Below are 13,850 nucleotides of genomic sequence, written 5' to 3'. Positions count from 1 at the left end.
GATATCAGTTCCCGGTGTCCCAGTTGGGCTGTGAATTAGATCCGCCTGATTTTTTAAAGCATTTTCTTTATTTTAGCCTGATGCCAAAGAGCAAAAAGGGGCTATGAAAGCCCCTTTTTGCTCTTGATGACTGATTTTTTTCTGCGATCGCCCCACGGGATACTAATTTTTGGTGAGCGCGTTCGCGAAGCGGCGCGGATGCGCGATCGCCTCTGGTTGGGAAATCCTGCCACGGCTAATTATTTGGGCAGGTTTTGGCTGGTGTAAGCATCCACTGCAAAAGCTGGAACTCTCTTGCTGTAGTCAATCTCGCTGCCAGTTACGGATTTAGACAACTGGGCAAAAGACTCAGAACGCCAGTTACGTTCGTGAATGGGCTTGGTTTGTTCACCCAAGAAATAAGCCTGAGTGCCGAGCACAGCCGCCGCTATCCAACCAACCACGAATAAGCTAATCACGATAGTCATTGGTGTTTTCCTTAAGTTTTGTAACGTTATGTAAATAAATGTAACAAAGTATTGCCGGAAGTGTCAAGAGGTTTTAGGATATTTTCTATTTATTCTAGATAAATAACTACTAATCTGCAAAAAAAATCTATGTTTAGCAAAAAATTAGAGATTTTTTTTATGCAAATTAACTGTAAAAATTTTTTGTCAATCAATCTGCCGGGGGGTTGCATAACAGTTACTCGTAACTAACCACAAATAACCCCCAGGCATGAAGGGGAGCCTGGGGGCATGGGTGAGATTATAATGGGTGGGATTATAAGCGTGACGCACAAACCGCCGCCCCTTGGAGTCCCACTTGGGGATTTTTGACGATATGGACGGGGATTCTTTCTAATAAAGAGCTCATACGGCCTTTTTGTTTAAAGGCGTTCAAAAAGCGATCGCCTTCTTTAATTAAGGGCAAGATTTTGGCGGCAATTCCTCCGGCTAAATATAAGCCACCATAAGGGAGTAATTTTAAAGCGAGATTTCCCGCTTCTGCCCCGTAAGCTTCGATAAATAATTCCATCGTTTGCTGGCAAATGGGATTACTTTTCTCTAAAGCCGCTTGAGAAATTTCCGCAGCGGAAAGATGGCGGTCTTTTTTGGTCAGATTTGCCCCCAGATTTGTCGAATGTTCGCTGGCAGCAGATAAGCGATCGCGATCGAGGTCTTGGGCGCGATCGCATAAAAACTGATAAATCGTCACAATGCCCTGTCCAGAAACCACTCGTTCTACGGATACCCGATCCAAATGATAGTGCTGGTGGAAATATTGCAACAATTCAAACTCCATATCGGTACGAGGGGCAAAATCCGCATGACCCCCCTCGGTGGCATACACATGATAATCATCTAACAAGCGAACTAAAAATCCTTCTCCCAATCCAGTCCCGGCACCAATAACGGCAATGGGTGCCGTTGACTGGGGTCTACCCGGTTGCAAAGTTAAAATATCTTCTGGGGTCAGACTCAACAGCCCATAACCCACCGCTGCAAAATCGTTAATTAAACTCACATGGGCAATATTCAGTTCTTGTTCCAATCGTTCGGTAGTCAAAGACCATGCCAAATTAGTTAAGACTGAGGTATGGCCCACCACTGGCCCGGCGATCGCAAAACAAGCCTTAGTAGGGGTGGGAGAACTGCCCGATGCTGCGGCGGCTGCTTGCAGAAATTCTCGCACCATTGGCACCAAATCAGGATATTCCTGACTGGTATAAAGTGCTTCATAGAGATTTTTCTGCTGAGAAGCAGTAGTAGATGTTTCCCCCGTGGGCATTTCCACCAACCGCAATAGAGTTTTTGTGCCGCCAACATCGCCGACCAGTAATAAAGTCATATTGTCTGATTAAACTAAAGAAATCGATTCAATTTAACCTTATAACAGCTTCGATTTCCGTGAGGTGGGAGGTATCTCCGTTGTCTGTTATCCTTCAGAATACCACCTTCCCAGAAGGGACAAAGGACTGATGACCACTGTTGATCAGCATCAAACTCTCATATAATAGACGCGACCAGGGGGATTTTAGATGATCGAGATTGCTCCGTCACTTTAGGTGGCGAAGAATTGCTGTATGAATCTTAGTAGACGGGCAGAAATAAATGCACCACAGACCATATCAAAAGAAAAACTGTCATTCCCGCGAAGGCGGGAATCCAAGGATTTACGGTGGGGAACGAAAAGTGCAATTAATTATGTTCACCTACTTTATTGTTTGGGCAAACAGCGGTAAGTTATGAAAATCTTGGTTGTAGAAGATGATGATAGAATTGCTCGGCCTATAGCGGAAGACTTAAAACACCAGCATTATATTGTGGATGTGGTGTGCGATGGGCAACAAGGTTGGGAATATGCCCAAACAGTAGAGTATGATCTAATCTTGTTGGATTTAATGCTGCCGAAATTAGATGGAATCCGTCTGTGCAAACATTTGCGTAGCAATAATTACAGGGGTTTTATTTTAATGATTACGGCGCGGGATACCACCACGGATAAAGTCATGGGGTTAGATGCTGGGGCTGATGATTATTTAGTCAAACCGTTTGAACTGGAAGAATTATCGGCGCGAATTCGGGCTGTCTCCCGGCGTAGTCCTGAAATCCGCCCCGCGATTTTAAGTTATGGAAATTTGCAACTCAATCCCAGTAACCATGAGGTGACTTGTAACGGTAAACCTCTAGCGCTAACCCCGAAAGAATATACCTTATTAAAGTTTTTTTTGAGCAACCCCCATAAAGTTTTAACCAGGGGAGGGTTGTTGGATAAATTGTGGGAATTAGATAAGTCATCGGGAGAAGAAACGGTAAAGACTCACCTGACAAATTTGCGCCGCAAGCTGAAAGTTGCGGGAATTGAAGAGGAATTGATTTCGACGGTTTACGGGGTTGGCTATCGATTTTCTCCTAAATAATGCCTACCTAAATAATGGGGTAAATTTTGATGTTTAATGGGATTAGGCATCGGTTGTTAATGTCGTATCTACTGGTGTTTGCCTCTATTCTGGTGGTGTTTGCGATCGCCGTGCGGGGGATATTTACGCGGATTCTGATGCGCCAACTGACAGAGACGTTAAGGGCATTGGCGGAAGGGTCGGCGGCGGTAGCGTTTGAACAGGGAAAAATTCAATTTAATCATATTAATGATAATTTTTTCTATGAACGGGATTTGATGCAACACGAACAGACCCTACAGTGGTTTGATCGGGCGGGAAATTTGATGGCTCAACAAGGAGTCTATATCGTGAATTTGCCTTTGGAGAAAAGAGAGGCAGTTCAATTTCAGGAGACACCGAGGCTTGAGGCGGTAACTCTGCCAATGATGGGGAGTAATGGCGGTGAGATTGTGGGGTACGTTAGAGCGAGTCAATCTTTAACCGAGGTGGATCAAATCATTCAAAAGTTGGATTGCGGATTGGCTGGGGGAATTTTGATGGCCTTGCTTTTGAGTGGGGCAGGGGGTGTCTGGCTGACTCGTCAGGCGATGCAGCCGATCGAGGATAGTTTTCAGCGGTTAAAACAGTTTACGGCGGATGCTTCCCACGAAATGCGTAGTCCTCTGATGGCGATTAAAAGTAATGTGATGGTGGCTTTGCGGTATCCAGAGGGGATGCGGAACACCGATGGGGAAAAATTTGAGGCGATCGCCAGCGCCACCAACCAGATGACGCAGCTTACGGAAGATTTACTCTTTTTAGCACGCACCGATGGTCATGCCGACCTATCGGTGCAAATACTCCGCCGAGATTGGGAGAATGTGGATTTAACAACCACTTTACAAAAGTTAATCAATCTTTATCAGACACAAGCTGAGGCAAAGCAAATTAAATTATATGGAAGGATTAGGGAAAATCTGTATGTTGCCGGAGATGAGGGGCAGCTAACACGGTTGTTTGTGAATTTGATTCAAAATGCTTTGCACTACACCACGGCAGGAGGAACAATATCACTGAGTGCGATTAACTTTGGGGTTTATATTGAGGTGGAAGTGCGGGATACAGGGGTAGGGATTGCTGAGGAAGATGTGGAAAAGGTGTTTGAGCGCTTTTGGCGAGCCGATCGCACTCGCGCTTATGGGCAAGGAGGGTCTGGTTTGGGGTTAGCGATCGCCCGGGCGATCGTCCAGCAACATAAAGGGGCGATCGATGTCACCAGCCAATTGGGAATAGGCAGTTGTTTCACCGTCCGATTGCCCGCATCTTCCCCCACCTAAACCAAAAAATTTACTCACTCATTCATATTTCTCAACGTCGCCACCGCCGAAGGAGAAATGCGGCTGAGATAGCGGAATATCCAATACTTAAATACCGTATCCAAAACCACCGGCACCGTGGCAATAAACAGAGAAATCGCACTTTTATTTGCCGCTATCCCCAAATGCGTTGCCAACCCCTCCAAAACTACCTCCCAACCGTGGGGGGAGTGGAACCCCACAAAAATATCCGTAAACAAAATAATCACAAACGCCTTCGCGCTATCACTCAACCCATACACAATTTCATCTAAAAAAGACTTCAGTACCGCAATTTTTTTTCGATTAGTCACCAAAATTAAACCAAAAGAAAACGTCGCCAGAATATCCGCAAAAATATTACTCACCGCACTGCGACTTTTGCCGCGAAAGTCTTCGGCAATTTCCACGGCTTTCTCTTTAACCAAAGACTCTATCTCCTCAACAGAAAGCTTGGGAGTTGCCCCAAGTAAGCTGGTAAATTTGATTTCCTCTTCAAATGCCTGCAACTCTTGAAATGCCTCCTCCTTCATCTCATAATTGAGAAATATTTGTCCTGTTTCATTTTCAAAATATTGATTAACTAAAGGAGAAAATATAAATATTTTTGAAACGTGCTGGGTTAAAATTGGCACCAGAATCAGCACCACCAAAAACGAGATAGATGTTTTGGTTTTATTTCTAGAACTGCGAAATTTCTGAATAACCTCTGCTTCCGCATTAGGATTTAAATCGGTCTTAATTTTTTTAAAGGTTCTGCCAATTGACCGGGGCAGCACCCCAGTTTTATCCGTGAGATTATCCATTTTTTCAGAACTTTGATTGGGAGCGGATATATTCGCCTTGACGATTACAGTTTTAAAATCAGGGTTAACCGGCTGTGGCTCCGGCTGGGTGGGAAGCAATGCCGATGAATCATCAGGTTCTAAATTTTTGTAATTACCCAGCACATCATCAATAACTCTCAGTTTTTCCAAAAAAGCTTTATTAGAAATATTCAGCAAGTAACGACTGATTTTAAACTCCGCCATTCGCAGATTAATAATTTGGATTTGTTTCTGAATATCAGCCCGAAAATAATCTCTAACATTCGGAGTATATCGGGATGATGCTTCCCGTTGCTGTCGCAATTCTTCCGATTCAATGGTCTTTATATTCAATGCCGCTTGGTATGCTTCCTCTAAAGCTCTTTCGGCAGTCGATAAAAACCATTGTTGCCCCTTCATCATCTTGTCATAAATCATTGGCTGCCAATATTTTTCTTTCATAATTCAGGTAAATTAGATGAATTAATTTTAATAAAAAATAGGCTATTTTAATTTTAAAATAACCTTTAAATTTAGGTGAGTAAAATATCTAAATTGCAACTCGATATAGTCACAAGTAAAATATTCAACCTGATCCGGGCAGAATAGCTAGTGAAAATTATTCATATTGGCCAGAGGATCGGGAACAGGAAATGGCTCTTTCTCCAACGGGATAAACTTTCCCATACTAGCGTTGTAAGCCAGGATTTCTCCCGTTTCTATTTCATAAACCCAGGCATGGAGATGAAGGTTGCCACTGTGCAGCTTAGAACGAATCACCGGATAAGTTTCTAGATTTTCTATCTGAGTTAGAATGTTTTGCTCGATAGTCAACCGCAACAGCTTATCCGGTTCATAGTCTTTGTAATTATCAAACATCAGGCGGCGCGTAGCTTCCGCAGTATGCTTTAACCAGTCATAAACCAAGGGCATGGTTTCGGCAAGATTCCCCAGTTGTAGCAGTCCTTTCATCGCCCCGCAGTGGGTATGACCGCAGATGATAATTTCTCTAATACCCAATGCTTGCACTGCATATTCGATTCCCGCACCTTCGCCACTATTTAAAGCACCATAAGGAGGAATGAGATTACCCACATTTCTAATGATGAATAGTTCTCCGGGTTGAGTTTGGGTCAGGAGATTGGGATCAATCCGGGAATCAGAACAGGTGATGAATAAAACTTCAGGAGACTGACCGTGAGAAAGCTGCTCAAATAGTTCCTGGTGACTGATGAAGTAGTTGTCGTGAAACTGATTTAACCCTTGAATGATTCGCTGAATAGGCATCGAAATCCTCCTAGAGTAAAATCAACTTAATGTCTGATCCACTTGGCATCAGAGACAATGCAAACGCCGCCAAATTTTTTGAGGATGGGGCGGATGGCTTCTACGAGCAACTCCTCTTGTTCTGCGGTACATACGGTCATCACGTAGCGGTTGCTGAGGACATCTTTTTCTAAATCGTTGGCGGTCAGCCCCCTCTCTCCTTTGCCGATGACATCCCGGATCACGGTATAGCCGGTAATTCCTACTTCTTCTAAAACTTCTAGGACTTTGGACATTTCCAAAGAAATGGTGACGATTTCTACTTTTTTGACGATTTCCATAATGTTTAGAGGACGAACCCCAATTTTTTGATGATTTCTAAGTACACGGGAATCCCTACAATGATATTGAAAGGAAAAGTAATGCCGAGAGCCATTGAAACGTAAAGGCTGGGATTAGCTTGAGGAACGGTCATTCTCATGGCAGCGGGAACGGCGATATAAGAGGCACTAGCGCAGAGGACCGCAAACAGAAGGGCGTTGCCTTCACTGAGTCCAATTACTTTGGCAATGAGGATGCCGATAATGGCGTTGACAATTGGCATTAGGACGGAGAAGCCAATGAGAAAGGAGCCGGTTTTTTGCAAGTCTTTGATTCTTTTGGCGGCTACCAGTCCCATATCCAGCAAGAAGAAACAGAGGACTCCGTAAAAAATTCCTTGGGTAAATGGCTCTAACTTTTCCCAACCTTTGGGGCCAGTGAGAATACCAATGATTAGACTGCCTACGAGGAGAAATACGGAACTGTTGAGGAAGGATTCCCGCAGGACTTCTCCCCAAGAGAAGCTACCGTTTTCATTGTCTTTACTGGTGAAAATACGCACGATAATCAGACCCACAATGATGGCGGGAGATTCCATGAGGGCGAGGGCGGCGACCATGTGACCGCCAAAGTTGATGTGAAGTTGGGTGAGCAAAGAGCTCGCGGTGATGAAGGTAACGGCGCTAATGGAACCGTAGGTGGCAGCGATCGCTGCTGCGTTGTAGGCATCCAGCTTGATTTTCAGGATGAAAAATGAGTAAATGGGTACTATAGACGCCATCAATATAGCGGCGAGCAGAGTGAGGGCGATCGCTGGAGTGATACCGCTTTCGTCAATTTCATAGCCTCCCTTAAAGCCGATCGCCAGCAGCAGATAGAGGGAAAATAGCTTGGGCAACGGTTGGGGGATTTCTAGGTCAGATTTAAATAAAACCGCTAAGATACCCAAAAAGAAAAATAAGACGGGCGGGTTGAGGATATTGGACAGGATCAGACTGGAATTCATGTGGTTGTTATCCCTGTAAGCTAATGGGCGCATTTAGGGCAGGACGTAGGTGCCGATGTTGGCTGCCACTATGACTGGGTAAAGGCGATCGCCCCTAGTAAGATGTGGAGGCGATCGCCCGGGCGTAAGATGCTGGGGATATTTTTTACCAGGCTTCTTACAAATCCCGTTCGTCATATTTGCCAGCGAATGCACCCTTGAGCTTGGCTATTTCCCCAACTGTAGAGAATGAATGTCAAGAACTCGAAAAGATTTGCTAATTTTTGTCATATTTTTTTAAGGGTTTGCTGACAACTCCGATGCCAAAGACCCTGATTGCTGATTGGCGTCGAGACGTAGCAACACTTCACAATTATTTGATAGACCAAGCAGTAGTTCTGCTTGATATTGGTTCATCCAGATGGGACGTATCCCCGTTCAGTGCGATTCGCCAATGCGATCCGCTTTGCGGAATCGCCCATTGGTCATTCTCGCGAACCAACTTCACCAAACAACACAAAGGCGTCCGAATATCAAAATCCGTCACTCCTGGAATAAAGCCCATTGTGCTGCCCAACACCGTCGCCCCATGTCCCACCAGCAGGATATCCTCAGAAAAAGTAGCCGCCAAATAACTGGCAGTTTTCGCCGCCCGATTTAAACAAACTGATTCTGGGGCTTCGGGATATTGGGGCACCAAATAAGATTGGTAATTTAAGTCAATGCGAGGATATTTTTTAACCAACTCTGCCAAAGGTGCGGTTTCTGGCTTAGTAGACATCCACTCAGGATTTAGCCATTCACAGATTCCCCATTCTAGTTTCAAGGGTAAATCTAAAGCTTCCGCGACGGCATGGGCAGTTTGCACCGTTCGCAAAAAAGGAGAGGCAAAAATATGCCGGATATTTTCCCCTTTTAAGCGTTGTGCCAGTTGTTTGGCTTGGACAAATCCATCCTTAGACAAGGGCGGATCGTAGCGGCGATCGGCGGTATCAAACCATTCCGGGCGAACAAAATCTAAGCGGTTTCCGTGTCGGGCGATCCAAATAGTTTGGGACATAATTGATTTCAAAAAATTCCACTAATTCCACCAAGATTATTTTCTACCACAAATACACAAAGATCGCTTTTAATCTCTTCGTTCTCTCTGTCTGAAGTCGTTCAGGTTTACCACAAAGACACAAAGGACACAAAGGGGAAATCTCTTCGTGTTCTTTGTGTCTTTGTGGTAATTGTTAAATTATTTTTAATAAATAGTCGTGAAAAATAGGTTGACATCAATCCGTGATTGGTGGTTATATTGTGTTATAATAAAAATTGCCCCGCACAATGACATAGAAGGTTTCCATTAAGGAGAAATCAAAATCATGGCAGTTTGTCAACCTCGGTATAGCAAAGAAGAATTTGCCCAACGCGGTGATCTGATTTATCAAACTCAAATACGCCCACAAGTCGAATTGGGTAATGAAGGTAAAATTGTCGCGATCGACCTTGAAACTCAAGATTTTGAGGTTGATGCGAGTGAAATAGCCGCTTGCGATCGCCTGGAAGATCGTCACCCAGATGCTCAAATATGGATTGTCCGTATTGGTTCTCGCTATGTTCGTCGATTCGGCGGAGGCACCAAAAGAACTGTATGATCGCAGGAATTGTCAACGGGGATTTTGAGGCGATTCTCTCGCTCTCAATATGTGGCTCTGATGGCAAATTTTACACACAAGATGCGATCGTAGACACAGGTTTTAATGGTTGGCTTTCATTGTCTCCAGATTTGATCGATCGCTTAAACCTGAAATGGAAAAGACGGGGACGCGCTATTCTCGGTGATGGTAGTGAATGCGTTTTTAACATCTACGAAGCCGTTGTACTTTGGGATGGGGTTTATCTGACGATCCCCATTGATGAAGCTGATTCAGAACCTCTTGTCGGAATGTCATTGATGGAAGGCTATCAACTCATGGTTGAAGTATTTGAAGGAGGCAAGGTAGAACTGTGCAAAGTAAACACGGTCTAATTCTAAGTTAGAGCGCGATCGGGTTATAAATACCCATATTCGGGGCTACACCAAGATTATTTGTTACCACAAAAACACAAAGATCGGTTTTAATCTCTTCGTCTTCTTTGTGTCTTTGTGGTAAATATGAACCACAGAGACACAGAGGACACAAAGGGGAAATATCTTCGTGTTCTTTGTGTCTTTGTGGTAAATCTGAACCACAGAGACACAGAGGACACAAAGGGGAAATATCTTCGTGTTCTTTGTGTCTTTGTGGTAATAATATTTTCTGCTTCCAGGTTGAACCAGGGAAACAAATCACTCTTGTCTTGTCTCTTGGGTGCGATCGCGAAGCGGCGCGGATGCGTTATCGCTCCACTCATGCCTATAAAATAAAATTACTGAAAATCTCAACAATCTCTTTGAATTTCACAAAGCCGAAATAACTATAATCTTTCTAACCATTTATTCAAAGATAAATCCACTAAATAATTTAATGGTTTACATGGATTTTTCAAACTTAATTTTTCTCGTCGCAATTCTTCTAAAAATTGTTGTAACTTGTCTCGCAATTTAAGATCCTCCCAACTAATTGGCTGTTCTTCTTCTATCTGCTTTTGTATTCTCTTAAATTCTTTTAAATAATATCGGTTCCATTTTCGTGCATTTCTCCAATAAACTGATGACTGATAATCTTCAGGATTAAATTTTTCAATTAAATTTGCTATAACTTTTTTCTGTGATGTGATTTGAGCCCCAATTCCACTTGATACATATCCTTCGATTAAAGCGTGACCCTGCCAATCAGTCCAAATTCTTGCCCGTCCAACTCTCTGACTTTTGCCTCCTTTGTAAGGCAGCCATAAAAATAAAATTATATTAGATTGACTATCGGTACATAATTCAGCACAGATTTTACTGCTTTTTCCCTGATTATTACCATATTTGATAATTCCATTACTAGAGAATTCCTGCATTCTCCTATCAAAGGTTAGTAAATGTTCACGGATTCTGAGAATTTCATACTTGGTCTGGTCATTACATTGAGTCAGCATTGTCTGAAGTCTTCTAGGTGGACTAGCAATTACCCCAGGTTCTTGCGTCTGAATTTGACTGATTTGTAATATCGATTGTTCTTCTGTATCTATATCAATGATCTGAAAATAGAATTTTTCATCTTCTGAAATCACGGAAAACTTCAGGAATTGAAAAGCCAAAGTATGATATTTTCGGTCAATCAAGTTGTCCCGGTGGAAACTGGGCGCGATCGCCACTAACCGAACGGGCTGACTATAGTCTACTTGGTCGCTAAATGCTTGTTGTTCCCGCAACCCATCATAATAACGAGTTAGCTGTTGCACCACATAGCGATCCTCGGTATTTTTCAACTCCAAAATCACTAAATTTTTATTATCCCCAGCGGCGACAATATCGCAAAATTGCTCATTCACATAATGTTGCCTTTTCAAAGGGTGTAGCCCGAATAAAGCCGGTAAATTTTCCTCCAGAAAATCCTCTAAAGCCGCTTCACTTTCAAACTCCCAACCGCTGCCGGTTTGTCTTAAGTTGACAAAATTAACCATTGATGTTTACCCCGATCTAAGTTGATCCACAATTTAAGCCTGATTATTTGATAACTAATTTTAGCATATTTAAGCGATTTTTTCTGTAACCACAAAGACACAGAGGACACAAAGGGGAAATATCTTCGTGTTCTTTGTGTCTTTGTGGTTAAAATATTTTCTCTGCTTATTAAGGCAATAGATAATCGTTCAGGAAAGCCGGGAATCAAAGCACTCCCATATCCTGTAAACAGCGACGAGTCAACTGGATTCGAGCCGCTCCATCTTTCTCATCGCGAATATCAATATTAGTGGCAAAAAAGTAAACATTATCTCCGGTTTCCACATAACCAACATACCAGCCAATATTGGCGATCGCATCGTTGCCAAAACCGAACCACCCTGTCTTTGCTCTGATAGTGTATTCTGGCGTTTTTTCATTAATCATAATATCTTTAACAATCGCTATTGACTTTTCAGAAAAAGGTAATTTATTATCATATAGACGACGGAGAAATTGAATTTGCTCTTCAGGACTAATGCGTAATTCACCATCCAACCAAAACTTATCAATATCCTCTCTATCGCCAATCTTTTGATTACCATAAGCGGCTTTACTCACCCATTCTTGCATTCGTGCGTATCCCACTCGACGGGCGAGAACTTGATAAAACCAAACCGCAGAAAGTTTAAATGCCTCTTTCATATTTAAGTCTCGATTCCATTGGGGAAGTTCTCGTTCAATTCCATCCCAAGTCAAAACGGCAATCTCATCGGCGATCGCCCCAGTTTCTAAAGCAATCAAAGAATTGAGAATCTTAAAAGTTGATGCCGGGGGAAAAGCTGTCATATTTCGTTGGGGGTTATGTTCAGAAAACCGCTGATTTTTCAAATCATAAATTATGATAGAACCTTCAACAGCCATTTCCCGGAAATGTCTGCCAAAATCAAGACGATCGTCCCCCTCTACCAAAAGCTGATTATCAATTACTGATTTCGGCATGGTTGATGCCGCTTTTGATGGCTCTGGTATTTTTTGCACCTGGATAAATGCTACAATAGTCCATGAAAATAGCCAAATAGTCAATCGCCAGAATCGCGTCATAATTTTTTCGTGGATAAAAAAGGTTATTCCTAGAAATGATCCCGGATAGGGTTAAATAAAATTTTGAGATAACTAATTTTATCATATTTAAGCGATTTTTTCTTTAACCACAGAGACACAGAGGACACAAAGGATAAATATAAAGGATAAATATCTTCGTGTTCTTTGTGTCTTTGTGGTAATAATAAATATTATTCATATCATACTAAAAACCCCAAGTAAATTGACTGACAAACTGATTATTTTTACCCGATATCCTGAAGCGGGAAAAACCAAAACTCGCTTAATTCCTGCCCTCGGCCCAGAGGGTGCGGCTGATTTGCAGCGGCTTATGACTGAATATACTCTGCAACAAGCCAAAAAGTTATCGGATTTTTCCCTAGAAAATCTGGTTATAGAAATTCGCTTTGCCGGGGGGAATGAAGCGAAAATGCAATTATGGCTGGGCGGGGGAGATACAATAACTTATCAACCGCAATCAGAAGGAGATTTAGGGGCTAGAATGTTGGCGGCATTTACTGACGCATTTAATATCGGCATGGAACGAGTTATTATTATTGGGATTGATTGTCCTGACCTCGATGCAGCCAGATTAAAACAAGCCTTTGACCAGCTACAATCCCATGATTTAATCCTCGGTCAAGCCGCTGATGGGGGATACTATTTAATCGGTTTGCGGCGGTTAATTCCAGAGTTATTCACTGGCATTGATTGGGGCAGCGATCGCGTATTATTCCAAACACTGACCATTGCCAAAAACTTAGGCTTTCCTTGGCAACTTTTGCCGGAATTAGCTGACATCGATCGCCCCGAAGATTTACATATCTTAATCAACCATCCCCAGATCGTCTATTCCCGACCCAAAATATCGATTATTATCCCTGTCGTCAATGAAGCTGCCATAATCGAAACCACCCTACAACAAATTCGGGCAAATATTTCCCCAGAAAACCAACATAGCAATAGCCTAGAAATCATTGTGGTGGATGGTGGCAGTCAAGATAAAACCGGGGAAATTGCCCAATCTTTAGGGGTTCAAGTCATTTCCACTACCCCCGGTCGGGCTAATCAAATGAACGCAGGGGCCAAACGAGCGATCGGCGAAATCTTATTATTTTTGCACGCAGACACCCAATTGCCTCAGAGATTCGATCGGATCGTGTTAGAACAGTTAGAAGATCCGGAAGTCATTGCCGGAGCTTTTGAACTTTGCATTGATAGTCAGGGATGGGGTCTACGGGCGATCGAAACTGGGGTAAAGTGGCGATCGCACTGGTTGTCCCTACCCTACGGCGACCAGGGAATATTCTTACGATCCGAAGTGTTTCGTCAACTTGGTGGCTTTGCTCAACTTCCCATTATGGAAGACTTTGAACTAATGCGCCGATTAAAAAAACTGGGAAAAATTGCGATCGCCCCTGTAGCGGTACGCACCTCAGCCCGACGCTGGCAGAAACTGGGACTCCTGAAAACCACAGTCATTAATCAGCTAATGATTATTGGTTATTATCTCGGAGTTTCCCCCGATCGCCTGGTTCAGTGGTATCGAGGAAATAGGGAAATCAGCAAAAAATAACCATTTTGCCACAAC

Annotated in this window: 15 protein-coding genes; 6 read left to right on the top strand and 9 right to left on the bottom strand. The window is 43.1% G+C overall.

Annotation, left to right across the window (positions count from 1 at the left end):
- Positions 1–126: 126 nt before the first annotated feature.
- Positions 127–267 carry a hypothetical protein gene (locus ABWT76_RS19455; protein WP_156331836.1) on the top strand — a complete coding sequence of 47 codons (141 nt, stop codon included), beginning with the start codon at positions 127–129 and terminating at the stop codon, positions 265–267.
- Here ABWT76_RS19455 and ABWT76_RS19450 read toward each other — a convergent pair.
- On the bottom strand, positions 240–467 hold the full coding sequence (locus ABWT76_RS19450; protein ID WP_054467188.1) for a photosystem II protein, Psb35-related: 228 nt from the start codon (positions 465–467) through the stop codon (positions 240–242). The two genes, ABWT76_RS19455 and ABWT76_RS19450, sit on opposite strands and share 28 nt — an antisense overlap.
- Before the next feature lie 295 nt (positions 468–762).
- Positions 763–1,830: a glucokinase gene (locus tag ABWT76_RS19445; protein ID WP_354634819.1), complete on the bottom strand. Its 1,068-nt coding sequence runs from the start codon at positions 1,828–1,830 to the stop codon at positions 763–765.
- Positions 1,831–2,227: 397 nt separating this feature from the next.
- On the opposite strand from ABWT76_RS19445, the gene ABWT76_RS19440 reads away from it, so the two are divergent.
- Entirely contained in the window at positions 2,228–2,902 is a 675-nt protein-coding gene (locus ABWT76_RS19440) for a response regulator transcription factor (protein WP_054467186.1), read from the top strand.
- Between the two features lie 59 nt (positions 2,903–2,961).
- Positions 2,962–4,200 (top strand): cell wall metabolism sensor histidine kinase WalK, encoded by a 1,239-nt coding sequence (locus ABWT76_RS19435; RefSeq protein ID WP_197285321.1) that lies wholly within the window; start codon positions 2,962–2,964, stop codon positions 4,198–4,200.
- Between the two features lie 14 nt (positions 4,201–4,214).
- Here ABWT76_RS19435 and ABWT76_RS19430 read toward each other — a convergent pair whose 3' ends face one another.
- The 5 genes from ABWT76_RS19430 to ABWT76_RS19410 all read right to left on the bottom strand — a co-directional run bounded on the left by ABWT76_RS19430 (position 4,215) and on the right by ABWT76_RS19410 (position 8,656).
- Positions 4,215–5,486, bottom strand: coding sequence for a proton extrusion protein PcxA (locus ABWT76_RS19430; RefSeq protein WP_354634818.1), 1,272 nt, complete (start codon positions 5,484–5,486; stop codon positions 4,215–4,217).
- Between the two features lie 147 nt (positions 5,487–5,633).
- On the bottom strand, positions 5,634–6,311 hold the full coding sequence (locus tag ABWT76_RS19425; RefSeq protein WP_054467180.1) for a carbonic anhydrase: 678 nt from the start codon (positions 6,309–6,311) through the stop codon (positions 5,634–5,636).
- Between the two features lie 26 nt (positions 6,312–6,337).
- Positions 6,338–6,631: a P-II family nitrogen regulator gene (locus tag ABWT76_RS19420; RefSeq protein ID WP_054467179.1), complete on the bottom strand. Its 294-nt coding sequence runs from the start codon at positions 6,629–6,631 to the stop codon at positions 6,338–6,340.
- 5 nt (positions 6,632–6,636) lie between these two features.
- Positions 6,637–7,617, bottom strand: a complete 981-nt coding sequence (locus tag ABWT76_RS19415) for a sodium-dependent bicarbonate transport family permease (protein WP_054467178.1) — start codon at positions 7,615–7,617, stop codon at positions 6,637–6,639.
- Between the two features lie 352 nt (positions 7,618–7,969).
- Positions 7,970–8,656 (bottom strand): histidine phosphatase family protein, encoded by a 687-nt coding sequence (locus ABWT76_RS19410; RefSeq protein WP_354634817.1) that lies wholly within the window; start codon positions 8,654–8,656, stop codon positions 7,970–7,972.
- Positions 8,657–8,963: 307 nt separating this feature from the next.
- Between ABWT76_RS19410 and ABWT76_RS19405 the strand changes: the two genes are divergently transcribed.
- A complete protein-coding gene (locus ABWT76_RS19405) occupies positions 8,964–9,236 on the top strand; it encodes a hypothetical protein (RefSeq protein ID WP_190877226.1) in 273 nt (90 codons plus the stop codon).
- Positions 9,233–9,610 carry a clan AA aspartic protease gene (locus ABWT76_RS19400; RefSeq protein WP_354634816.1) on the top strand — a complete coding sequence of 126 codons (378 nt, stop codon included), beginning with the start codon at positions 9,233–9,235 and terminating at the stop codon, positions 9,608–9,610. Before ABWT76_RS19405 ends, ABWT76_RS19400 begins: the two co-directional genes overlap by 4 nt.
- Positions 9,611–10,038: 428 nt before the next feature.
- Here the strand turns inward: ABWT76_RS19400 and ABWT76_RS19395 are convergent, their stop codons facing one another.
- Entirely contained in the window at positions 10,039–11,175 is a 1,137-nt protein-coding gene (locus ABWT76_RS19395; RefSeq protein ID WP_354634815.1) for an endonuclease NucS domain-containing protein, read from the bottom strand.
- A 205-nt stretch (positions 11,176–11,380) separates the two neighbouring features.
- The gene (blaOXA, locus tag ABWT76_RS19390) at positions 11,381–12,259 is read right to left on the bottom strand and encodes a class D beta-lactamase (RefSeq protein ID WP_354634814.1); all 879 of its coding nucleotides are present in this window, start codon (positions 12,257–12,259) and stop codon (positions 11,381–11,383) included.
- 223 nt (positions 12,260–12,482) lie between these two features.
- Between blaOXA and ABWT76_RS19385 the strand changes: the two genes are divergently transcribed.
- Positions 12,483–13,835, top strand: a complete 1,353-nt coding sequence (locus ABWT76_RS19385; protein WP_354634813.1) for a TIGR04283 family arsenosugar biosynthesis glycosyltransferase — start codon at positions 12,483–12,485, stop codon at positions 13,833–13,835.
- Positions 13,836–13,850: the final 15 nt, after the last annotated feature.

It is taken from the genome of Planktothricoides raciborskii GIHE-MW2, assembly GCF_040564635.1.
GTDB classification, from domain to species: Bacteria; Cyanobacteriota; Cyanobacteriia; order Cyanobacteriales; family Laspinemataceae; genus Planktothricoides; species Planktothricoides raciborskii.
The sequence above is the reverse complement of the archived record's forward strand: the minus strand, read 5'-3'. Positions and strand labels throughout refer to the sequence as shown.